The organism is Pseudomonas sp. 300, from assembly GCF_055803035.1.
Genome location: NZ_JAVLRV010000002.1, coordinates 1,777,550 through 1,800,716 on the forward strand (window position 1 = coordinate 1,777,550; position 23,167 = coordinate 1,800,716).

The 23,167-nt window shown below is 59.2% G+C and carries 19 protein-coding genes; 8 read left to right on the forward strand and 11 right to left on the reverse strand.

The window, feature by feature from the left end:
- Nucleotides 1-14 precede the first annotated feature (14 nt).
- Entirely contained in the window at nucleotides 15-305 is a 291-nt protein-coding gene (locus Q7W83_RS14645) for a DUF6388 family protein (protein ID WP_183681695.1), read from the forward strand.
- A gap of 102 nt (nucleotides 306-407) precedes the next feature.
- On the opposite strand, the gene Q7W83_RS14650 is transcribed toward Q7W83_RS14645, so the two are convergent.
- Both Q7W83_RS14650 and Q7W83_RS14655 read right to left on the reverse strand, forming a co-directional pair.
- Nucleotides 408-1,262: a helix-turn-helix transcriptional regulator gene (locus Q7W83_RS14650; RefSeq protein ID WP_150636601.1), complete on the reverse strand. Its 855-nt coding sequence runs from the start codon at nucleotides 1,260-1,262 to the stop codon at nucleotides 408-410.
- 188 nt (nucleotides 1,263-1,450) lie between these two features.
- A complete protein-coding gene (locus Q7W83_RS14655) occupies nucleotides 1,451-2,422 on the reverse strand; it encodes an XdhC family protein (RefSeq protein WP_150653367.1) in 972 nt (323 codons plus the stop codon).
- Nucleotides 2,423-2,512: 90 nt separating this feature from the next.
- Between Q7W83_RS14655 and Q7W83_RS14660 the strand changes: the two genes are divergently transcribed.
- Complete coding sequence (locus Q7W83_RS14660; RefSeq protein WP_473656258.1) at nucleotides 2,513-3,298, forward strand: alpha/beta fold hydrolase; 786 nt, start codon at nucleotides 2,513-2,515, stop codon at nucleotides 3,296-3,298.
- On the opposite strand, the gene Q7W83_RS14665 is transcribed toward Q7W83_RS14660, so the two are convergent.
- The 9 genes from Q7W83_RS14665 to Q7W83_RS14705 all read right to left on the reverse strand — a co-directional run bounded on the left by Q7W83_RS14665 (nucleotide 3,291) and on the right by Q7W83_RS14705 (nucleotide 17,181).
- Complete coding sequence (locus tag Q7W83_RS14665) at nucleotides 3,291-4,643, reverse strand: MFS transporter (RefSeq protein ID WP_102615845.1); 1,353 nt, start codon at nucleotides 4,641-4,643, stop codon at nucleotides 3,291-3,293. The two genes, Q7W83_RS14660 and Q7W83_RS14665, sit on opposite strands and share 8 nt — an antisense overlap.
- Nucleotides 4,644-4,824: 181 nt before the next feature.
- A complete protein-coding gene (locus Q7W83_RS14670; protein WP_102615846.1) occupies nucleotides 4,825-5,628 on the reverse strand; it encodes an enoyl-CoA hydratase/isomerase family protein in 804 nt (267 codons plus the stop codon).
- Nucleotides 5,629-5,647: 19 nt separating this feature from the next.
- On the reverse strand, nucleotides 5,648-7,186 hold the full coding sequence (locus Q7W83_RS14675; RefSeq protein ID WP_473656259.1) for an AMP-binding protein: 1,539 nt from the start codon (nucleotides 7,184-7,186) through the stop codon (nucleotides 5,648-5,650).
- A gap of 5 nt (nucleotides 7,187-7,191) precedes the next feature.
- Entirely contained in the window at nucleotides 7,192-7,692 is a 501-nt protein-coding gene (locus Q7W83_RS14680) for a (2Fe-2S)-binding protein (RefSeq protein WP_064596717.1), read from the reverse strand.
- 2 nt (nucleotides 7,693-7,694) lie between these two features.
- Nucleotides 7,695-8,501, reverse strand: coding sequence for an FAD binding domain-containing protein (locus tag Q7W83_RS14685; RefSeq protein WP_429528917.1), 807 nt, complete (start codon nucleotides 8,499-8,501; stop codon nucleotides 7,695-7,697).
- Nucleotides 8,498-11,497 carry a xanthine dehydrogenase family protein molybdopterin-binding subunit gene (locus Q7W83_RS14690; protein ID WP_473656260.1) on the reverse strand — a complete coding sequence of 1,000 codons (3,000 nt, stop codon included), beginning with the start codon at nucleotides 11,495-11,497 and terminating at the stop codon, nucleotides 8,498-8,500. The genes Q7W83_RS14685 and Q7W83_RS14690 overlap by 4 nt, the downstream gene beginning before the upstream one ends.
- Before the next feature lie 163 nt (nucleotides 11,498-11,660).
- Nucleotides 11,661-13,871, reverse strand: coding sequence for a putative bifunctional diguanylate cyclase/phosphodiesterase (locus tag Q7W83_RS14695; protein WP_473656261.1), 2,211 nt, complete (start codon nucleotides 13,869-13,871; stop codon nucleotides 11,661-11,663).
- Between the two features lie 440 nt (nucleotides 13,872-14,311).
- Complete coding sequence (locus Q7W83_RS14700) at nucleotides 14,312-14,929, reverse strand: dTMP kinase (protein WP_150636582.1); 618 nt, start codon at nucleotides 14,927-14,929, stop codon at nucleotides 14,312-14,314.
- A 356-nt stretch (nucleotides 14,930-15,285) separates the two neighbouring features.
- Entirely contained in the window at nucleotides 15,286-17,181 is a 1,896-nt protein-coding gene (locus tag Q7W83_RS14705) for a sigma-54-dependent Fis family transcriptional regulator (protein ID WP_150653376.1), read from the reverse strand.
- 244 nt (nucleotides 17,182-17,425) lie between these two features.
- Here Q7W83_RS14705 and Q7W83_RS14710 point away from each other — a divergent pair, with 244 nt between their 5' ends.
- The 6 genes from Q7W83_RS14710 to Q7W83_RS14735 all read left to right on the forward strand — a co-directional run bounded on the left by Q7W83_RS14710 (nucleotide 17,426) and on the right by Q7W83_RS14735 (nucleotide 23,164).
- Nucleotides 17,426-19,249, forward strand: a complete 1,824-nt coding sequence (locus Q7W83_RS14710) for an NAD(P)/FAD-dependent oxidoreductase (RefSeq protein ID WP_150653377.1) — start codon at nucleotides 17,426-17,428, stop codon at nucleotides 19,247-19,249.
- A gap of 171 nt (nucleotides 19,250-19,420) precedes the next feature.
- Complete coding sequence (locus tag Q7W83_RS14715; RefSeq protein WP_473656262.1) at nucleotides 19,421-19,894, forward strand: thiol-disulfide oxidoreductase DCC family protein; 474 nt, start codon at nucleotides 19,421-19,423, stop codon at nucleotides 19,892-19,894.
- Nucleotides 19,895-20,031: 137 nt separating this feature from the next.
- Nucleotides 20,032-20,574 (forward strand): DUF3833 domain-containing protein, encoded by a 543-nt coding sequence (locus Q7W83_RS14720; protein ID WP_150629396.1) that lies wholly within the window; start codon nucleotides 20,032-20,034, stop codon nucleotides 20,572-20,574.
- Entirely contained in the window at nucleotides 20,571-21,281 is a 711-nt protein-coding gene (locus tag Q7W83_RS14725) for an SDR family oxidoreductase (RefSeq protein WP_150636578.1), read from the forward strand. Before Q7W83_RS14720 ends, Q7W83_RS14725 begins: the two co-directional genes overlap by 4 nt.
- Before the next feature lie 13 nt (nucleotides 21,282-21,294).
- Nucleotides 21,295-21,600 (forward strand): DUF6482 family protein, encoded by a 306-nt coding sequence (locus tag Q7W83_RS14730; protein ID WP_150636576.1) that lies wholly within the window; start codon nucleotides 21,295-21,297, stop codon nucleotides 21,598-21,600.
- Nucleotides 21,601-21,625: 25 nt separating this feature from the next.
- A complete protein-coding gene (locus Q7W83_RS14735) occupies nucleotides 21,626-23,164 on the forward strand; it encodes a cryptochrome/photolyase family protein (RefSeq protein ID WP_473656263.1) in 1,539 nt (512 codons plus the stop codon).
- Nucleotides 23,165-23,167: the final 3 nt, after the last annotated feature.

The window sequence follows — 23,167 nt, forward strand, 5'->3', positions numbered from 1 at the left end:
ACGAGAGTGTATTCATGATCGCAAAAGAACTTAGAGCCGAACTCGCCCTGAAGAAATTCCTGGACGCCAACTTATGGATCCAGCTTGAACTCAGCGAGCTGAACTACAACCTCGCTGAAAACTGCGGGCTTTCGCCAGAAGAATATCGCCTGAAATTTCTACAAGAAGCATTTGAAGCAGAAGCGGATGCTCACGACTGCGATTGCTGGGACTTCATTCTGCAGTGGGTGGCTGAAACTAAGGAAGAGCTTGAGTTGATGCGTGAAGAACGCATGAAAGAGATTTATGATTTTCTGGACGATTAGTAGATCCTACAACTTTCGTAGCCTATACAAGCCGCCAGTTTCAAGATAAAAGACTAACTTCATCGGCGGGAGTATTGCCCAATACCCCGCCCTCCTCTCGATTCAAACCGCCGCGTAACTATCCACTACACGCCGATACTGGCTGGGCGAAGCTCCGATGTGCTGACGGAAAAACCGTGTGAAATGACCTTGCTCGGAGAACCCGAGGTTCTCCGACAAAAGACCCAGCGTTCCACTGCGCTCACGCTCAAGCCAGGCAAAAGCGCGGCGCATGCGCGCGTCGTTCAGCAAAAGGGTCGGCGTCATGCCGGTGTCTTTCTTGAACAGCGCAAAGAAGTGTGCCCGAGACAGACCACAAGCCCGCGCGGCGTTGTCGATCGGGTTCGGATCATCGAGGTGCTCAAGCAACCAGGCGGTGCCACGGCGCACGCGCGCGTCCCGAAACTCATTTGAGTTCGGCGCACCCAGCAGCGACAAATGCCGCCAGCTGGAAAAGTCCTCGATCAGTTCGATCAGGAAGTCGAACAGCATGAACTCCAAGCGCTCTTTCGGCACGATCCCACAACCATGCGCTTCGGCGACCAGGATGTCGGCCAGGGTGCGATTTCGACTCGACAGCTCGATGCATGATTGGGCAAAAAAGTCCGGCCGACCGCTGAGCGCCAGCGACTGCTGGGCAGTGGCCAGCCAGGCGGGCTCGATGTAGAGCGCCAGGATGACGGTGGCGCCCGCACCCGGCTGCGGATCGTAGAAATGCGGCTCCCAGGCGTTGACCAGCACCGCCGTGCGATCACTGAGCGGAACCCGCCGACCGTTAACGTTGAAGTAAGTGTCCTCGCCGGACACTTTGACCAGCACATGGCATTCGGAATGGGTATGGGTGACCAGCGAATGATCCATATTCAGCAAGGCGACCCGGCCAAACCTGCCGTGGAACACCCGTTGGGCAATCGACATCAGATTCCTCCGCTCGCTTGAAGCGATATTGTTATCGGCCTCAATGCATATCATCGGGGCGCGTATCTATTTCTCAAGCCCGTCGATCGGTCCATGGTTCAGCAACACTTGGCTGGCCACTATCGCGCGCGAATGACCGAGCGTCTACCTCGACTTTCGCAGCCCCCACGTTCGTCGGAAAAACCGCCTTACAAGGCATGGCGTTCTTTGCCGTGATAAACGCGCAGGATATCGGCCACCACCGCCAGAGCGATTTCCGCCGGGGCCTTGCTGCCCAGATCGAGGCCGATGGGCATGTGTAAACGGGCGATCTGTTCATCCGTCAGACCACCGATGCGTTTCAGCCGCTCAGCGCGCTTGGCCGACGTTGCCTGAGATCCCATGGCGCCGATGTAAAACGCCGGAGTGTGCACCGCTTCCATCAGCGCCAGGTCATCGATTCGCGGATCGTGAGTCAGCGCCACCACCGCGGTCGCCGCGTGGCAACCTCCGGCGGCAATGAACATCGAGGGCAGCACGCGTTGCATCTCCACACCTTCGAGTTGTACTTGCAGCATCTCTTCCCGGGGATCGCAGGCGATGACTTCGCAGCCGATGGCGCGGGCAAAACTGGCGCAGAATTCGGCGACCGGCGAGAGCCCCGCCAGAATCAGTCGTAACGCCGGGCCGACGCTGATGCGCACGCTTTCGTCGACGACTAGCACCCGCTCGCTGCCGTGTCCGGTGTCCGGGTCCAGGCGCAAGGCACCACTGCTCAGTTCGACGTGACGCAGCAGACGACGCTGACCCAGCAACGCTGCTTGCAGACTCTCCAGGTGGGCGATCCATTCGAGACTGGCAGCGCGGTGCTCGACCAGCACGATCAGCACGCCGCCACAGGGCAATCGTAGACGGTGGCGTTGCTCGACGCTGTCGCCATAACTGACGATCTGTGCCGGTTCGCGTAATTCACCGCGCGTCAGGCTTTCGAGAAACTCCTCTTCGACGCAGCCACCCGACAGCGAGCCGACGTGTTCGCCTGTGCCATTGGTCACCAGCATCGCACCCGGCGCACGCGGTGCCGAGCCATAGGTGGAGAGCACCGTACATAGCCACTGGGCCTGCCCGGCGCGAGCCCATTGCAGTGCCTGGTCGATCACCTGAACATCGAGATGACGCATATTTTCTGTACCTCAAGCAAAGCGTGGTGCTGCATGCAGGGTTACGTTTACGGTAACCTGCTAGCAATCCTGTTCAATCGTTGATTCAACATGTCGCCACAACAGTTTTTGCAACTCGCGGCGCTGCGCCTGGAATATCGCCAACTGCCTCCGGCTGACCCATCGCGACCGACACTGGTGCTGTTGCACGAAGGCCTCGGCAGCGCCGACCAATGGAAAGACTTCCCCCTGCGCCTGGCCCAGGCCAGCGGTTACGGTGTGGTCACTTACAGCCGTCAGGGTTATGGGCAATCGAGCCCGGTAACCCTGCCGCGTCCGCTGAACTACCTGAGCAGCGACGGCCCTCGGGAACTGCGGCAATTGCTCGATGCCTTGCAACTGCCGCAAGTGGTCTTGCTCGGTCACAGTGACGGCGCATCCATCGTCCTTGCCTATGCCGCCACCAACGATCCACGCGTGTTGGGCAGCATCGCACTGGCCCCTCACGTGATTGTCGAGGCCGAGAGCCTCGATGGCATTCGCCACACCACCGAGGCTTGGCATCTGGGCGAACTGCGCGAGCGCCTGGCACGCCACCATGGGACAAATGTCGATGGCGCTTTTCACGGTTGGAGCGACAGTTGGTTGCACCCGGACTTTTCCTTGGATGATCTCGAAGCGCAGTTGGCTTATATCGAAAAGCCGTTGCTGGTCATTCAGGGTCGCGAAGACCACTACGCCACGCCCGAGCAACTGGTGGTCATCCAGCGACAGGTCGCTGGACCGTGCCGCTGTGTGTTGCTGGATAACTGTCGGCACTTTCCCCAGACCGAAGCGACCGAGCAGACCTTGCAGCTGATCTGCGAATTCCTGAAGCGCCTCCCCGCCTTTACTTGAAATTGCCTTGGGTTTCTGGAATCACCACGCTGCCGATCAGGTAGATCACCGACAGACCGACGGCGAACATCGCCAACACCATGGGGATCTGCGCCGGGCTGCCGCTGACCAGGGACACAAAGGTCGGCATGGTTCCGCCGAGGGCGAAACCGATGTTCCAGGACAATCCGGTGCCGCTGGCTCGCAGCTCGGTGGCAAAGCGTTCGTTGAGGAAGATCAGAATCGGCGCGATGATCGCCCCACCTATGAAGCCTATACCCACGCAATACAGCGCAGTACGGGTCAGCGAACCCGATTCGGCGACACCCAGAAACATCATCGGCAGGCTCACCAGGTTGATCACACCCAGCAGCATGAAGGTCTTCTTGCGACCGATCAGGTCGCTCAGGTAACCGAAGGCCAGTGCTCCGACAATGGTTGCCACCGACCCGTACATGAGCATCTGCGAAGTCTGCGCATGAGGCACTTTGGCGACCACGTTGAGCAACGTCGGCAGATAACCGCAGGCCAGGTAATACGTGGCACCGCCTCCGAACGTAATCAGCAGGTTGACCAGCATCACGCCGCGGTACTCGCGACCGAACAGACGCTTGAGCGGCGACACGACAACTACCGCCGGCCCCTTGGTTTTGCGCGCTTGTTGCAGTTGCTGCCAGACCGGGGTCTCTTCCAGGTAACGGAACATCACCAGACCGAAAAACGTGCTTAGCAGGCCGCAGAAGAACATGAAGCGCCAGCCCCAGACGTCAAATTCTTCCCCGGGAAAGATCTCCGACAACACCAGATAAGTGAATGACGCCAACAGCGCGCCCATACCGGCGCCGGCACCACCGATCAACCCGGACATCAAGCCGCGATAGCGCGGCGAGATGGATTCGGTGCCGATGGTGTGAGTGGAGGCAACGATGCCACCCACGAAAATGCCCTGTATCACCCGCAAGACCAAAAACAGTATCGGGGCCAATATGCCGACCTGATGAATGGTCGGCAACGCGCCAAACAGTGCCGTGGAAATACCGACGCCGACCATCGACACCATCAACGCACGCTTGCGGCCGTGTTTATCGGCATACGCGCCGAAGATCGCCGAGCCCAGCGGACGCACCAGCAAGGCCACGGCGAACGAGGCATATACCGCGGCCAGCGACAGGGTCGGGGTGTCCGAGGGGAAGAACAGGCGGCCGATGATGGGCGCCACGTAGAGCAGAATGAACAGGTCGAACAAATCCAGCGCCCAGCCGAATGTCGAGGCAAATGCCGCGAGCAAGGCCTTGCCCGGTGGAATCTGTGGTGTATCGCAAGCGGCGCTGGAGGGTGATGCAGTTATTGTTGTTGTCGTAGTCATGGTTGCCTCACACAAACGGTGATCGAACGTTCTGCATCCCGGTGCACGGGTTGCGAGTAATCAGCAGGTCAGCGGTGAAACCTTGATGTGCCCTTTCAGTTGCATTGAAGGGGCGGCAGGCCCTGCTCCGTAAGGCGTACGCTGTTACCAACATACTCCCGGGCCCGCTCGCCAGTACGATTTACTCGCCGATAAACACGGCCGTACGCTTGCTGTGAAACGCTTCAACGCCTTCCTTGAAGTCCTTGGAGCTACGCAGACGGCTATAGCAGTGACCTTCCATTTCGATCGCGACGGTCAGCGGCGCATCTTCGTTGTCGTTGATCAGTTTTTTCGCCGTGCGCTGAGCCAACGGCGAGAAGCGCCGCAGTTCATCGACCAACGCGTCGACGGTGCTTTCCAGTTCGGTATCCGGCACGACCTCGGTCGCGATACCCCAGGCGTAGGCCTGGTCGCCGGTGATGCGTTTGGCGCGCATCACCATGTGCTTGGTGCGGGTGATGCCGATGATTTTCTGCAGACGCGCGGAGCCACCCGAGCCCGGGATCTGACCGAGGTTCTGCTCAGGCAAGGCGTAGCGAGTGGTTTGCGAAGCAATGCGGAAATCGCAGGCCAGGGACAGTTCGAAACCGACGCCGAAGGTGTAGCCACGGTTGGCAACGATCACCGGTTTTTCGCAACGTGCCGGTGCCGCGACATTCCAGGCCAGCTTCGAAACGTGCTCTGGCGATGCCTCGAGGAACCCCTTGATGTCGCCGCCACTGGAGAAATGTTCACCCACCGAACGCAGCACGATGACACGCACATCTTTGTGTGCATCGAGGGCTTCGAAGACCAGGCGCAGTTGATCGCGCTGCCCCATGGAAATGACATTCAACGGTGCCCGGTTGAGGATGATATCAGCGCGCTCGCGGGACACATCGACTTCAACCTGGAAGCCATCGAACTGAGTGTCGAGAAATTGCTGGATCGCTTGTTGTTGCATGAGAGTGTCCTCTGGATGATTAGCTGATGGCCTTCAAGGCCTGTTCCTGAAATTCGGCCAGCAGCACGCGCCGCAGCACCTTGCCCACTGGAGATTTGGGAATCTGATCGATGAACTGGTAACGCCGTGGCCGCTTGAATTTGGCCAGGCCCGAAGCGATGCAATGTGCATCGAGCTCGCTTTCCGAGACCTCGGCGCGCGGCTTGATAAATGCGGCAATGATCTTGCCCCACTGCTCGTCGGGCAGACCGACCACCACCACCTCTTCTACTGCCGGGTGCAGAGAGAGCATGTTTTCGATTTCTGCCGGACTGACGTTTTCGCCGCCGGTGATGATCAAGTCATCGACACGACCCGTGACGAACAGATCGCCCTCCAGATCGAAGTAGCCGATGTCACCGGTGAAATACCATCCGTCACGCAATGCCTTGGCGGTCGCTTCGGGACGGTTCAGGTAGCCTTCGAACGCCTCGTCACTCGCCAGGTCGGCGATGATCTGGCCCTCCTCCAAGGGGTTGACCTGCACGTCTGCCGTTTCAGCATCAATCGGCACCACGCGCACGCGCTGGTTCATTGCACTGCGCCCTGACGAACCGGGTTTGCGGCTGGCTTGCTGGTCGATGGTGAAGGTGTAGATCTCCGAGCTGCCGTAATGATTGACGAACAATTGCGGCTGGAACGCCTGCTCGACGCGACGCATCAAACCGTCGCTCATCGGTGCACCGGCAAAGCCGATTTTCTCCACACTGGCGACTCGCTCGCGGGTAAAGGCCGGGTGTTCGATGAGCATGTGGTAGAGCGTCGGCACCAGGTACAGGTTGCTGACCTTTTCCCGCTCGATGGCCTGCAACGTCGCTTCCACGTCGAACTTCGGCACACAGACGAAATGTCCGTCGATCAGCGCCATGGACAGCAACGAACGCACGCCCATGGTGTGGTAAAGCGGCATGACACCCAGCGTGCACTCGCCCTGGCGGTAAAGGTTTTGCGCGACGTGGGCCACCGCCGCGGCACGTTCGCAACGGTGCCGACGGGGCACGCCCTTGGGCTTGCTGGTGGTTCCGGAGGTGTACAGCAGCAGTGAAAAGTCTTCGGCGTCGGCCTGCAAAATGATGCCGGAGGGGGTCTGCGAACACAGTTCCTCGAAACTCAGGTCGGTGTTGGCAGCACGCAGACCTGTGGCGATCCGTGGCAGCCTTGTGGCGGCACTGCAACCGGCCACGGCGGTCACGGTAGCATCGTCGTAAGCCACTGCACGGATTTGCGCATCTTCGATGCAGTAGCCCAGTTCATCGGCGGTCGAACGCCAGTTCAACGGGGTCATGACGATGCCCGCAAACTGACAGGCCCAATGCAGGGTTGCCATCTGCCAGCGGTTTTGCATCGCAACCAGCAGTCGATCACCGCGTTGCAGCCCAAGGCATTGCAAGCCCCAAGCGGCACTCTGGATATCGACGAACCAGTCTTCATAGGTTTTCTTCAACGCACCGTCACTGACCGCCACGGCGTGCGGCCGGCGTTCAACGGCAGCGAGGAAACTGCGTCCGAGATCGAACATTGTTGTTATACCCCTTCGTTCGTTTGGCGCTGGGCAGCGACTTCGAGCACGGCCTGGACGATGCCGGTGTAGCCCGTGCAGCGACATAGATGCCCCGAAAGCATGTCGCGTACCTGGGTCTCGTCCGGGTTGGGTACCCGTTCCAGGAAATCCACGCAGGACATGAGAATGCCCGCAGTGCAAAAGCCGCACTGCAAGGCGTGATGACGGCGAAAGGCTTGTTGCAGGTCGCTCAGTGTGTCGTCGTCGGCCAAGGACTCGACGGTCTCGATACGCCGCTCGTGCCCCTGTACGGCGAGCATCAGGCAGGAGCGCATGGCGACTCCGTCCACCAGCACCGTGCAGGCACCGCAGACACCGTGTTCGCATCCGACATGGACACCGGTGGCACCGAGGTCGTGGCGAAGGAAGTCGCAGAGTTGGGTTCGCGGTTCAGCCAGGGCTTCGCGGGAGCGGCCATTGAGTTCCAGGCGAATCGGAAAGGTTTGGTCGGCAGTTACACGCATGTTCAGACTCCTTCGATCAGCTGATGACCCAGCTCGCGAATCAGTTGGCGGCGATAGGCAGCGCTGGCCTGCACATCGTCTTGTGCGTCGAGCGACCAGGCAGTTTGATTGAGCGCGTCCGGCAGCCCCGCACCACGAGGCAGACTGCGACGTTGTGGACGGTCAGCGACCCCGCCGATGCCAAGCTCGACCTGATCCGCGCCGATGGCCGCGGCCAGGGAGACAATCGCAAAGTCGCCGTGGCGCATGGCGATTTCGCGGAAGCGATAGGTGATGCCTTCGCGTTTGAGCGGAAAACGCACCTCGACGACCAGTTCATCCGCACGCTTGTCGGTGGTGAGAATGCCTTGGAAGAAATCGGCAGCCTTGACGATGCGCTTGCCTTTTTTCGACTCGAGAACGATCTCGCCGCCCAGCGTCACCAGGCACAGCGGCAACTCGGCGCTGGGGTCGGCGTGAGCCACCGAACCGCAGACCGTGCCGCGATTACGCGTCTGGAAGTGACCGATCCAGGGCATCGCCAGTGCCAGTAAAGGCACCTCGTCCATCAGGGTCGAACGCGCCAGCAGTTGCGCCTGTCGTACCCCGGCGCCTACCGCCAGGCAATCCTTGCGCAGTTCGATATAGGCCAGCTCAGCCACATGATTGATGTCGATCAGCAACTTGGGTTGAGCCAGGCGCATGTTCAGCACCGCCATCAGCGATTGACCACCGGCGATGATGCGAGCGTCCTGGCCGTACTCGGCGAGCAACTCCACCACCTGACGACGGGTGTCAGCCCGAACGTAATCGAAAGCAGCCGGTTTCATTGCGCACCTCCCTTGCCAAACAGCGCGCCAAGCGAGGCCCGCAGTCGCGCCCACCAGCCGGTGGAGATGGCTTGGCCGCTGACCCGTTGCGACAAGCGAGTAAAGATTTGTCCGATGATCACTTTCGAGGCCCCTTGCAACATTCGGCCGCCGACCGCGGCGACTTTGCCGCTGACCGCCACCTGGTATTGGTATTCCAGACGTGTGTGGCCATTTTCCAGTTCGACGAAACGCACCTTGGCCTGACCTTGAGCCGAGCCCATCGAGCTGCTGCCGGAACCGGACAGACGCAATGAATGCGGTGGGTCCAGATCACTCAGGGCGACCTTGGCCTCGAAGCGCGCACGGATCATGCCGACGCCGACGGTGACGTCTGCGCGATAACGGTTTTCGCCTTCAAGCACGAGGTCGTGACAACCGGGAATAATCGCCGCCAGCGTCTGCGGGTCGAGCAAGGTATCGAACACCTGTTGCGGCGAAGCAGGAATCACCACCGAGTCGTTGGCCCGCAGTGCCGGTCCACCGGCAGGTGCTGCGTCCAGGTCTTCATCGGGCTCCATACCTGCGGGCCGTGGCGGCTCGTCAATCCCGATTAGCGTGCGTACTTTCGATGGCGTCAGCGGCAGACGGATGTCCGAGCGACCGAGGGCGTCGGCCACCGCGTTGGCAATGCACACCGGCGTGCTCATATTGTTGCCCTCGCCCACACCCTTGGCACCCAGCGGGGTGAATGGCGATGGCGTTTCCATGTGCAGGATCACCGGTTCGATCACTTCCGGTGCGGTCGGCACCAGATAATCGGCGAAGGTCCCTGAGAGGAAACTGCCGTCCTCGCCATAGGCGAACTCTTCCATCAGCGCCGCGCCGAGGCCTTGGGTGAAGCCACCACGAATCTGGCCATCGACCAGCGCCGGGTTGAGCAGGCGGCCGGCGTCATGGCAGGTGACGTAGCGATCGATGTGGATCTCGCCGGTCATGCGGTCGATTTCCAGACCACAGATGTCGAAGACAAAGCCGTAGCACAGCGAGCTGTTGACCTGATCCTGGTCGTCCGGGGCCACCAATTGCGGCGGGCTCCAGAACGCGGTTTCGCGCAGTCCGCCACTTTCACCTTCCGGCAGCAGGCCCGGCGACCAGTGGGTCGCACCGGCAATCCGATGGAATGGCGCCACCGCTCCGCCATTGACCACAAAAATCTTGCCGCCGGCGAAACGAATATCTTCGGGGCTGGCCTGCAATTGCTCGGCGGCAATCGCGGCGAGGCGATCGCGGATCTTCAGCGCCGCCTTGTAGACGGCACCGGCCACAGCGCCGGCGAAGCGGCTGGAATAGTTGCCCGAGGCAATCGACCAAGCGTCCTTCTGGGTATCCAGTTCGACGTTGACCACGATGGATTCCAGCGCAACCCCAAGCACTTCAGCGACGACCTGAGCGACGGTGGTTTGATGGCCCTGCCCTTGCGGTGCCGAGGACACGTGCACACTGACGTCACCCAATGGGCCGACGTTGATGGTGGCGGTGGCGACAGCGCCGTTTTTCGGACCGGCCTTGCGCCGCTCTTCGGGTGTCATCGCGGTGGTGATGTATCCCATGTTGGAAATCGAAGGCTCGATGACGGCGGCATAACCGATGCCGTAGATCCGGCCTTCGGCACGCGCCTGATCACGACGTTCGAGCAACTCGTCGAGTCCACCGTCAGCCGCCGCCAAGGCAATGCCTGCCTGGTAATTGCCGGAATCGAGCAACGCACCGGCGGCCGCGCGATAAGGGAAGGCATCGGCCGGCACCAGGTTGCGGCGGATCACGTCCAACGGATCAAGCTTCAACTGCACGGCGATGTGTTGCAGCAGACGCTCCAGGGCGAAATACACCTGTGGGCCACCAAAACCACGGTTCAGGCCGGAAGGGGTTTTGTTGGTCAGCACCACTCGGTTGCGCACTTGCAAATTACGGATCGCGTAGGCCCCCGTCAGGTTGCCGTGCATGCGGTAGAAAGTCGCCGGTTCAGGCGCTCTCAGGTAGGCACCACAATCGTCGATCTGGTCATAACGCAAAGCGGTGATACGCCCGTCTGCTTCTACCGCCGCTTCAATTTCGGTCACCCGATTGGTCGCCGAAGAAGCCCCCTGAAGATGTTCCAGACGGTCCTCGACCCACTTCACCGGTGCACCGACCTTGCGTGACGCCAAGCCCATCATCACCACGTAAGGGAAAACCCCTTGCTTGATGCCAAAGCTGCCACCGGAATCTTTCGGTGTACGCAAACGCAAGCGGTTGCCGGGCACATTCAGTGCCCGGGCCATGACCGTGTGCAACGCATAGGGGCCCTGGAAATTGGCCAGCACGTCATAAATGCCGGTGGCGCGTTCGTACTGAGCCAACACCACATAGCATTCGATGGGTGTGCAGGAACTGCGCGGAAACTTCACTTTGAGCGAGACCTTGTGCGGCGCCTGCTCGAACGCCTGCTCCGGCTCGCCATAACGAAAGCGCCGTTCGTTGACCACGTTGCTGCCGACTGCTTCGTGCAGGATCGGTGCCTGTTCGGCGGTGGCCAGTTCCGGATCAATGATCGGGAGCAGCGGCTCGTATTCAACGCGCACCCCTTCGATGGCGTCTTCGGCCAGATAGCGGCTCTCAGCGATCACCACGGCCACCGGCTCTCCGACGTAACGCACCTTGTCGACGGCGACGCACCAGTGCTCCATCGGCTGACGCACACCCACCGGAAACGGCAGCGCCCAGCGTTTGACGTCTTCGCCGACCAGCACGCCGTGCACGCCTTTCATCAGCAGCGCACTGGAAAAGTCCACCGAGGTGATCCGCGCATGAGCGTGGGGTGAACGGATGATCGCCGCGTGTAGCGTTCCCGGAGGGATCGCAGCGTCATCGGCATAACAGCCGAGGCCGCGCAACAATGCGGCGTCCTCGACACGGGTCTGACGGGCGCCGATGTGGCCGGTCTGGCTTTCGGTAGCAGGCTGGAAACTAGTCATTTTTTTCGCGGCTCTTGTTGTTGTGCAGCGCGATAGCGTTAGAGCCGAGTGTGTGAGAAAGGCGCAGGGAGCGCCTTGCCTGGGGAGAGGGAGTTCTGCGCTGGGGTCTGAAAATTTGCCTTAGCGTCTGATTTTCAGGTCTGGGTCCAGACAGAATTGGCGGTCAGGGATGGGACGCGGGATGGCTCAGGAAAGCTTCGATGTCTGCATAGGGCATTGGTTTGGCAAAGTAATACCCCTGAAAAACATCGCAGCGACTGCCCTTCAGGAAATCCACCTGAGACGCCGTTTCCACACCTTCGGCGACCACCGTCAGGCTGAGGTGATGGGCCATGGAAATTATGCCTTGGGTGATCGCAGCATCGTGATGGTCGGTGGCGATTTCCTGGATGAACGAGCGGTCAATCTTGATCTTGTCGATGGGCAAACGCTTGAGGTAGCTGAGGCTGGAAAAACCGGTGCCGAAATCATCGAGCGCAATGCGCACCCCCAATGCCTTGAGCCGGTGCAACGTGTCGATCGCCTGTTCAGCGTTATGCAACAGAAGCGATTCGGTGATCTCCAACTCCAGTTGCTCACCATAGAGTCCGTGTTTCTCCAGGGTGGCTTGGACATACTGGACGAAATGGCCACGCTGAAAATGCATCGGCGAAATATTCACCGCCATCGAGATGCCGGTGATGCCCTGCTCGCCGAGCTGGCGCAGCTGCGCGCAGGCCGTATCGAGTACCCAAAGGCTCAGCGGGATGATCTGACCACTGTCCTCTGCCACCGGCACAAACACAGCGGGTGAGATAAATCCTTTTTCAGGATGCTCCCAGCGCAGCAACGCTTCGATCCCGACCACCCGCCCCGTGCGCGCCTCTATCTGCGGTTGATAATGCAGCTTGAACGATTGAGTTTCGATAGCCTTTTGCAGGTCATTGCGCAGGCTCGCGTGCTCGCAAACGCGCTGATTGAGATCGCTGGTGTACCACTGAAAGTTGTTGCGCCCTTGCTGCTTGGCTTTGTACATGGCCATGTCAGCCTGCTGGATCAACTGCATCGGCTGCTCGATGTGACCATCGCTCAGGGTGATGCCGATACTTGCACTCACGTGCAGGTCAATGCCCTGGATGCAGTAGGGTCTGGCAATGCTGGCCATCAAGCGCTCGACCACCGGTACAACGTCCTCATCACGAAGCAGGTCCGGCAGCAGCACGATAAATTCGTCACCGCCCATGCGCACGATGGTGTCACCGGGACGAACCTGCCGGGTCATACGCTGCGCCACCTCAATCAGCACCTGATCGCCGAAGTAATGCCCGATCGAATCGTTGATGGATTTGAATCCATCCAGGTCAATGCACATCACCGCCAGACGACGCTTACGCCGACGACTGATGTGACAATCCAGAACAAGCCGGTCTTCAAGCGAAACACGGTTAAGCAAACCGGTCAGCCGGTCATGGCTGGCATTGAAGCTCAATTGGCGCTCGAAATGCTTCTGCTCGCTGATGTCTCGGGCTATGCCAAATACCCCGACGATCTCTCCGTTGACCATGATCGGCAGGTTGGAAATGTCCATGGTCAGCAATTTATCACTCTCGTCGAGAAGCCGTGCCTCGAAGCGTTGAGGCTCTCCAGCGCGGGCTGCGGAAAAATGCTGACTGACCCGTTCCAGGTCTTCTTCGAGCAACAGGCGGGAAAAGTGATGACCGAGGAAATCGGTTGCGGTGTGCGGTTTCAGCTTCAGGCCTGCCGGATTCACACTCTGGATGTTGCCGGCCAGATCGAGGGCGAACACCGGGTTGGGGTTGTAGGTGAACAATGATCGAAAACGTTGTTCGCTTTCCTCCAGACGTTGGCCGTCACGTTCGCGGCGGATCGCAATGACTGCCAGTTGGGCTGCAAAGGCCAATCGTTGAATCTGCGCCTCGTCCGGCGCATGGGCGCGGTTCTGGTACAGGGCAAATGTACCCAACACGTTTCCTTGATGGGAGAGCAACGGCACCGACCAGCAGGAACGCAGGTTATGCCCCAGCGCCAGGCTGCGGAAACGCTCCCAGTTTGGGTCCTGGGCGATGTCTTCGGTGACCACAAGCTCGCGCCGGAATGCTGCGGTGCCGCAGGTTCCTTCCTGTGGACCAATGGGCATTCCATGAATCGCCTCGCTGTACTCGGCCGGCAGCCCGGGCGCCGCGCCGCTTAGCAAGTGTTTGCCCTCGGCATCAGTGAGCAGGATAGAGCAGAAGGTTTCGGGGGTCTGTGCGTCGTGCATCTGACAGATGGCGCAGAGTATGTCGCCCAGATGATGGTCGGTCGCGATCATGCCGAGAATGTCACGTTGCGACTCGGGGAAGGTCTTGCTGTGAAAGCTCGGACGAGTATTCATGGTGGTTCCTGAAGACTCTCGAGGTCGTCCGGTCTTCAGAGAGCCTGAAACAGTGGGCGGCCGATCACTGTCCACTAGTGCGTCGGACGCGCACTCTATAGAGCACCGACCCGCAAAAAAAAGGCTCAGATCCAACATAAAAAACGGTATCAGATTGCCGCCGTTTGGCTGGAATGGTCGGGGTGCTCCGTTCTGCTGGGCCGGACAGTTCGGAAGCTGCAGCCCGGTTCCCATGAACTTGGACCCATGAACATTTCCATGCCATTAGCCTTCGGACGTGCCGCAGAACATAGTAACGGCCTGCCTATGAACATATGACATGGCCCACTTGTTAAATCACGTATTACTCTATCGGTGCACATGGGTCCTGTCCTCTTGGCATACATCTCCAGCAATCGACGCTTGAACCCTCTGATCAAGGCCGGTGCAGCGAACTTCGCCTACGGGCACTGAAGGACTCTGTAGATCTCAGAAACCACCTGCATCGTTGCGTCTTCGATCGTTCCTTCGTTACGGCATAAAACCCAGCCGTGATCTGCAATTGCTTGCTCGAACGCCTTTGTACAAGCGACATGTTCTTCCAGCTTATGGATCACAGTACTGCCCAGGCCACGCCCGCGTGCCGCAGCCCTCGCCCATGAAATATCAGGGGCGGTGACAACCCCGACATGCAGGTCTGGCACTCGCACGTTTCGATCAATGTTCAACTGTAGAATTTCTGCAAACGGGACTATCCGGCGAAACGCGGCATCAGACGGGTACCAGCGATCGATCAAGATAATGCTGTCTAGTGGCTGTTTAGTCAGCACGTGCCGGGAAATCCAGTGACGGCTATCAGCAAAGCGCTCACAGACCCTCAACTCCAAATCCCGGGAGGGATTTCTAACGAGCTCGTTAACGAGGGTCATTGTTTCGCCTCTATAGGGATCGCTTTTTTTCTCGCAAAGCCGGATCACCTTTTTGTTGTCTGCCCTAAGTGCTTTCGTCACGGCTTCCAACAGTGTGGTTTTGCCGGCGCCCTTGGGCCCATCTAGAGAAACAAACAGCGGACGATTCATTCTTCAACTAACGATTGATATACGGTTATTTTTTGCCCCGTTCCTTCGCTGGAACCGCTTGACGCGACTACGCGAATCGAGTGGAAGGCCTTTAGGAACAGACATTGATGGACACTCTAACTTGGTTTGTGGCTAACGAGTCCCAAAATCCAGGGTCACAGCCGCTTATCAACAGCCTTCAACGTGAATCGTCCCGGGTTTCGTAGACACCTCCATGCCTTGAACTGAGGCCAATCAAATGCGGAGAAACTATGGCGATAATGGTTGCTTCTCACATTAGCGCCCTCTTCTGCTCGACCTCTATTGTCTCAGCCCAAATCCACTGCGGCAGGAAACGCGACGATTTCATTCTGTGTTCAACCGGGTCGTGAAATACCGTGCTGACGTAATTTGCGGTAGAGCGTATTGCGGCTAATTCCTAATCGGGCGGCAACATGGGCGATATGCCAGTGTTCCGCCTCAATCAACGTCAGCAGCGTCTGCCGTTCGGATACTCCAAGCGGATTTTCGGCCAGCGCGGCTGTCGCTGGCGCTGCCGGCAGCAACTCCGCCAAGTCTTCCAGAGTGACATGCCCCTCCAGCGCCAACGCTACCAGTGTGCGCAGACACGTACGCAGCTGCCGAACATTGCCCGGCCAGGGTTGCGCCAGCAAGCGCTCTCTGACGCCCACCTCCAGCCGGACTCTGACGCCTGCTGCCTCCTCGTGCAGCAACAGGTCGAGCAAACGGCCCTTGTCTGAACGCTCCCGCAGCGGCGGGAGCTGCACGGCGAATCCAGCCATGCGATAAAACAGATCTTCGCGAAAGCACCCTTCGGCCACGCAGGCGTGCAAATCCTGGTGGCTGGCACTGATAAGGCGTACGTCGAGCGGACGTGCCGTCGCGCCACCTAGCGGCACCACCTGCCGTTCCTCCAGCACACGCAACAGGCGAGTCTGTAACGCCAGTGGCATATCGGCGATCTCGTCGAGAAATAGAATGCCGCCATGGGCCTGCTCCAGCTTACCGATCATCCCGTCCTTGCGTGCGCCAGTGAAGCTGCCGCCGCGATAGCCGAACAACTCGCTCTCGATCAGCGTTTCTGGAATGGCCGCGCAATTGATCGCCACAAACGGCTGATTCGCTCGGGAGCTGGCACGGTGTAGGGCCGCCGCAAAAGCTTCTTTGCCGGTACCGGTTTCGCCTTGTAAAAACACCGGAACGTCACGCTCCAAAACTCGTAATGCGCGAGCAAAGCCGCGTTGCAGGCGCGGGTCTTCCAGGCACACGTGCACGTCGTTGATTTTTGGGCTTGCAGGAGTGACTGAAGGCAGCTGGCGTAAGGGTTCTCGCAACTGTCCGTAGAGCTGGCGTCCGTCCACCAGCCGCATTGGCCAACAGACACTCGGCTGAGTGCTGGCCTGACTCATCACCTGCTCGATAGGTGTTTCCAGCAGCATCGTCAGAGATTGCCCAACCACCTGGTCTCGGCTTAGGCCCAACAGATCCAGCGCAGCATGATTGACTGAACAGATACGGCCACTCTCGTCGAAACTGAGCAGACCTTCACCCAACAGCCCAACGAAGCCTGCCTCAGGGTGAAAGCGCAGCAAGTATCGTTGCGGATCATGCCCCAGGAAATAACAGCTCTCGATCAAATTGGCGGTCAGGTTGGTCAACGCCATGGCTTTGAAGTGCTGCTGCAGACTTTGTTCCTCTCGCACAGAAGAGAGGTTAAGAACGGCGAGCAACTCTCCGCGCGCATCAAATATCGGGCTGGCCGAACACGTTAAGCCGGCGTGCTTGCCACGGAAATGTTCATCACGGCGGATGGTGACATGCTGTCGCTCGACCAAGCAGGTGCCGACACCGTTGGTACCTTCACAATCCTCGCTCCATACCGAACCGAGCCACAGTCCGGAACGCTGGAACTCGGCTCGTTCGGATTCGTTGAACACACTGTCAATCGCCACACCGCGGGCATCGGTGAGTAGCACCACGTGGCCGTCACACCCTAGTTGTTGGTGCAAGCTGGTCATCTGCCAGTGCGCCACGGAGATGATGTGTTCCAGGGGTGCGCGGTGATCCTGTAAGCGTGGGTGCTCAACGACATTAGGCGCGCGGCGGCTGGCGGGATCGAGCTGATGCTGATCCAGGCAACGACGCCAGGACCGTGTAATAGCCAGGTCAGTAGCATGGCCATGGCTGGCAGAGGTGCCCTGTACGGCTTGTAGCACTTGCTGTGCATGGGCGTTGATAAAGGCCGGCTTCATTGTTCTTGTTCTCCGCTACGGTTAGGACACGGGGCTGTTCGCAGCTTATATGAAAAGACCGCGAAGAGCGCTCTATGCGCCGCGTGACACTCTGTCATCCGCCATTCCCAGAATCGTGACATAGATCCGGGCAAAGGCCTGAGCAGTACTGCGTCAGCCGCTCTGCAACGGGGCTTTCATGAAGATGGCCCGGGCCTTGCTCTAGGGTAAGTTGTTACAAAAACAACAAGAACGGGAGAAGCCCATGAACATCGCTATCGAAACACCTCTGCAAACGCCAACTGCTCAGCTCGCGGCGTGGGTCGAAAGCCTCGGCGAGCGTCTCGCCCAACGTGATCTGGACGGCACACTGGAATTGTTTGCCGAAGAGTGTCACTGGCGTGACCTGCTGCTTTTCAGCTGGAACCTGGTGACCCTGGAAGGCAAGCCTGCTATCCGGGACATGCTCGAAACACGTCTCGACCAGACTCGTCCAGAGCGATGGGAACTTGAGGGTGAGGCGACGCTGAACAACGGTGTGCTCGAAGGCTGGATCAGCCTGGAAACAGAGGCGGCGCGAGGTAAAGGCTACGTGCGTCTGAAAGAGGGCTTGTGCTGGACGCTGCTGACGACCATGCGCGAGCTCAAAGGCTTTGAAGAACCCAGGGGCCGCCGTCGGCCAATGGGTGCCAATCATGGTCACGCCCATGCCGACAAACGCAACTGGCTGGAACGCCGTCGCGATGAAGAAGCTTCGCTGGGCATCACCACCCAACCTTACTGCCTGATCGTCGGCGGCGGCCAAGGTGGGCTGGGGCTCGCGGCGCGGCTCAAGCGAATGGGCGTGCCCACGCTGATCGTCGACAAAGCAGAGCGTCCTGGCGATCAGTGGCGCGGTCGCTACAAGTCACTGTGCCTGCACGACCCGGTCTGGTACGACCATATGCCCTACCTGCCCTTCCCCGATCACTGGCCCGTCTTCACCCCAAAAGACCAGATTGGCGACTGGCTTGAAATGTACACCCGAGTCATGGAGCTCAATTATTGGCCGCGTACAGAATGCGTGAGCGCCAGTTTTGACGAGCAAAGCGGCACCTGGAAGGTTGAAGTTCAGCGCGATGGCGAGCGTGTGACGTTACAGCCTGCCCAGTTGATCCTCGCCACCGGCATGTCCGGCGTACCCAATGTTCCCAAGTATCCGGGTGCCGAGGTTTTCAATGGCCAGCAGCATCATTCCAGTCGCCACCCCGGCGGAGACGCCTGGAGCGGCAAGCGCGCGGTGGTCATCGGGGCGAACAATTCGGCTCACGATATCTGCGCCGACCTCGTGGAGAACGGCGCCGAGGTGACCATGGTGCAACGCTCCAGCACCCACATCGTGCGTTCCGACAGTTTAATGGACCTCGTCTTCGGCGGGCTCTACTCGGAAGACGCCCTGGAGACGGGGTTGACCACGGACAAGGCTGACATGCTGTTCGCCTCGATCCCCTACAAGGTGATGCCAAGTTTTCATCAACCCATCTTTGACGCGATCAAGGAGCGTGACAAGGACTTCTACGAGCGGTTGGCCAAGGCCGGTTTCATGCTCGATTTCGGTGACGACGAGTCTGGTCTTTTCATGAAGTACGTACGCCGGGGTTCTGGTTACTACATCGACGTCGGCGCCTCCGAACTGATCGCTAATGGAACGATCAAGCTCAAGAGCGCGCCTGGCCTGGGTGTCGAACGCATCGAAGCAGACGCCGTCGTACTCAACGATGGCAGCCGACTACCGGCAGATCTCATCGTCTACGCCACGGGCTATGGCTCAATGAATGGTTGGGCGGCGAAGCTGATTTCCCAGGAAGTCGCTGACAAGGTCGGCCGCTGCTGGGGCCTGGGTTCTGGCACCACGAATGATCCTGGCCCGTACGAGGGCGAGCTGCGGAACATGTGGAAGCCAACGCAGCAGGAAAACCTCTGGTTCCATGGTGGCAACCTGCATCAGTCACGGCATTATTCGTTGTATCTGGCGCTGCAGTTAAAGGCGCGCTTCGAAGGCATCGACACATCCGTCTACGGCCTTGCCGAGAGCCACCACACTGGCTGAGTCAAATGGCGCCCAGCCATGGTTGGGCGCCTTTCCACAAAGTCCCCGGCGCCCCTTGTTCAGCGTGATGAGCGGTGGGTGCCATTCCCCTTCTTGCTTGAAGGAATGACGTGATTGTCAGTTCGTTTTTTTGGGTCTATCTTATACAAAACCTATACAAGACGATAATCAATGTACAACAAAGAGCCTTGGCCACTGACGCTGTACTTTGACGGTACATGTCCGCTGTGCGCGCGCGAAATCATCATCCTGCGCCGACACGCCGCAGAGAATCGACTGCTGTGTGTTGACATTAACAACGCAGATTTTGACGCAAATGCACTTGGGTTCACGTTCGAGCAAATGCAGGCGTCGCTTCATGCCTCTTTTGCTGATGGCCACTGGGTTAAAGGCCTGGACGCCACTCTATGGAGTTGGCGTGCCGCCGGCCTGGGGTTTTGGGCCACGCCACTGACATGGCCTGCCATCCGGCCGCTGCTGGCCGTTGGTTATCGCCTCTTCTGCCGCTTGCGCCCCCACTTGGCGTGGCTTCCTCATCCGGATGGCCGCCGTCGGTGTGTCGATGACCGTTGCGAGGTGCCGGAATCACAACCCGCCCCAGACGAGCCAGCCACTTTGAAACCACGCCGCGATTCCTGCAACTGAGCGGGCGGCGAAGGTGATGCAAGTAGCCGGCTTCTGACCTTCGGCAGGCGCCATAGACCCGTACAAGATCGATTTACTGTACATGCGTGTATTTCGAAAACTCACCCTCGTCACCTGTGCACTCAGGGAGAAAGGCAATGACCCGACGTTTGGTTTTATTGGCTCTGATACTCAGCCTTGCCAGCTGTGGAAGCGTGGACGTCACCCACTATGCGAATCAGCAACCGGCATTAGACCTGGAGCGCTTTTTCAGCAAACCCGTCAAAGCCTGGGGGATGTTTCAGAAGCGCTCCGGTGAGGTGGCCAAGCGCTTCGAGGTCAACATCGTCAGCCGTCGTGAGGGCAACAACCTGATTCTTGATGAGCGTTTCCTGTACAGCGACGGCACCCGTCAGCGCCGCGTCTGGACCCTCACGCCCGAGGGTCAGGGGCGCTGGAGCGGTCGCGCGGATGATGTGGTGGGTGTCGCTCAGGGGGAAGTCGCCGGCAATGCGTTGCATTGGCGTTATCGCCTGAACTTGCCGGTTGATGGCTCAACGTATGAAGTGAGCATGGACGACTGGATGTACTTGATGGACGAAGACACGTTGATCAACCGTACCAGCATGTCCAAGTTCGGCGTAGACGTCGGCCAGGTGACGTTGTTCTTCCGTCGCCAAGGCACAGGAGAAACCCCATGAACAGCGCGTTCACCCTGGCCTCCCTCGGTGACGGTTATCGCGCTCTGGTGATCGGCGCCAGTGGTGCCCTCGGCATGGCTTTTTGTGAGCTGCTCAATCAGGACCCGCGATGTGTCGGGGTTCGCGAGTTGGGGCGCACTACAGTTCCCGGGCTGGATCTGGAACAACCTGAAACGATCGCCAGCGCCGCCGCCGAGTTGGCAGCAGAAGCGCCATATCAGTTGATCGTCCACGCCGCCGGCCTGCTCCATCGCGGCCAGGTCAAGCCAGAAAAAAGCTACAGCGCGATTGAGCCGGAGGCGCTGCAAGCCGTGTTTCAAGTGAACACGCTGGGACCGGCGCTGGTGTTGCGGCACTTTCTGCCGCTGCTTGATCCCCGAGGCGCGATGGCGATGCTTTCGGCGAAGGTCGGCAGCATTGGCGACAACCGTTTGGGTGGCTGGTACGCCTATCGCGCCTCCAAGGCTGCGCTGAACATGCTGATCAAGACCGCCGCCATCGAACTGACCCGCACTCGTCCGCAGAGCCGCTTGCTGAGTCTGCATCCAGGTACCGTCGTGTCGGGGTTGTCGCAACCTTTTCGTGGGGCCTCTAGCGCACGTCCGGCAGACGTTGCCGCGGCTGAACTTTTGACCTTGATTGACCAGTTGACGCCGGCCGATAGCGGCCATTTCTTTGCCTACGATGGAGAACGCCTACCCTGGTAGGCAAGGAGAAAGCATGAACCTGCAAACCCTGATCGAGCGCGCGGCCAACAGCGAAATACGCGAGCTGGAGTTGCTGTCACTCGAAGGTGGTTTTTATCTGGCTCGGATCCGTCTGGATCATGGCCAGTTCACCTTGCTCGACGATGCGGCCAAGCCAATGCACCTGCGGTCAATCACCCACCTGCGTGACTTGATGCACACCGTGCCGGCATTTCCCTGCGTGTTGGTGCAGCAATGCGTGCACGACGAGATGTGCGGCCGGGATGCCGGGCCCGTCGAGGATCTGCGAATTCCGTTTTCGCTGACCACGCCTTTATGAACCGGATGACGCTGGACTGAACTGAATGAACAAACGCCGTCGGTTGTGCCTGGTACTGGGCGACCAGTTGTCCTTTGGCCTGGCTTCATTACAGGAACTCGATGCCGAGTGCGATACGGTGCTGCTGGTCGAGGTCATGGAGGAAGCCAGCCATGTGCCCCACCATCCGCAGAAGATTGCCTTGATCTTCAGTGCCATGCGCCATTTCGCCAAGGCGCTGCAAGACCAGGGTATACAGGTCGAGTACGTCACCCTGGATGATCCGCATAACAGCGGTTCAGTGGCGAGTGAGTTGCGACGCTGGCAACTGCTGTTGCAGGCAGATGAAGTGCACGTCACCGAGTGCGGGGATTGGCGGCTGGAACAGTCGCTCAAGGACTGTGGCTTGCCCATCCACTGGCACGTCGACACGCGTTTTCTGTGTAGTCGCGCAGCGTTCAGCGCCTGGGCGGAAGGCAAAAAGCAGTTGCGCATGGAGTTCTTCTACCGCGAGATGCGGCGCAAGAGCGGTTTGTTGCTCAATGGCGATGGCTCTCCGGTGGGCGGCGCATGGAATTTCGATGCCGAGAACCGCAAGGCTCTGCCCAAAGGGGTGAAAGCGCCCTACCCGGTCCGCTTCAGCGACGACGCCATCACCCGCGAGGTGCTTGCGCTGGTCAGGGCGCGTTTCAACCATCACTACGGCGCGCTCGACGACTTCAACTATCCGGTCACCCATGCCGACGCGCAGGCGCTGTGGGCGTATTTTCTGGATTACGGCCTGACAGGATTCGGCGACTATCAGGATGCCATGGCCAGCGATGAACCCTTTCTGTTCCATGCGCGTATCAGTGCGGCGCTCAATATTGGCCTGCTGGATCTGCGTCAGTTGTGCCACGACGTGGAGGCTGCGTATTGGGCGCAGCGGATTCCACTCAATGCCGCCGAAGGGTTTATCCGCCAACTCATCGGCTGGCGTGAATACGTACGGGGCGTTTACTGGCTGAAAATGCCCGATTACGCCGGCGGTAATCTGTTCGGCAACAGCCGATCACTTCCGGAGTTCTATTGGACGGGCGACACCCGCATGAACTGCATGAGCCAGGCGATCGGCCAAAGTTTGAAACATGCCTATGCCCACCATATCCAGCGGCTGATGGTCACCGGCAACTTTGCGCTGCTGTCCGGCATCGCGCCGAGCCAGATTTGCGACTGGTACCTGGCGATCTACATGGACGCCTTCGACTGGGTCGAACTCCCCAACACACTGGGCATGGTCATGCACGCCGACGGCGGTTACCTGGGCTCCAAGCCTTACTGTGCCAGTGGCCAATATATAAAGCGCATGTCTGACTACTGCCGAAACTGCGCGTACAACGTCAGTGAAAGCACGACAGACGACGCCTGCCCTTTCAATTCACTTTACTGGCATTTCCTGATGCGTCACGGCGACCTGCTTCGCAGCAATCAGCGCATGAGCATGGTTTACAAAAATCTCGACCGCATGACTGAACCCAAGCAGCAAGCGCTCTGGGAGCGGGGCCAGAAATTGCTCGCCAAACTGGATAACGGGGAGTCGTTGTGACGG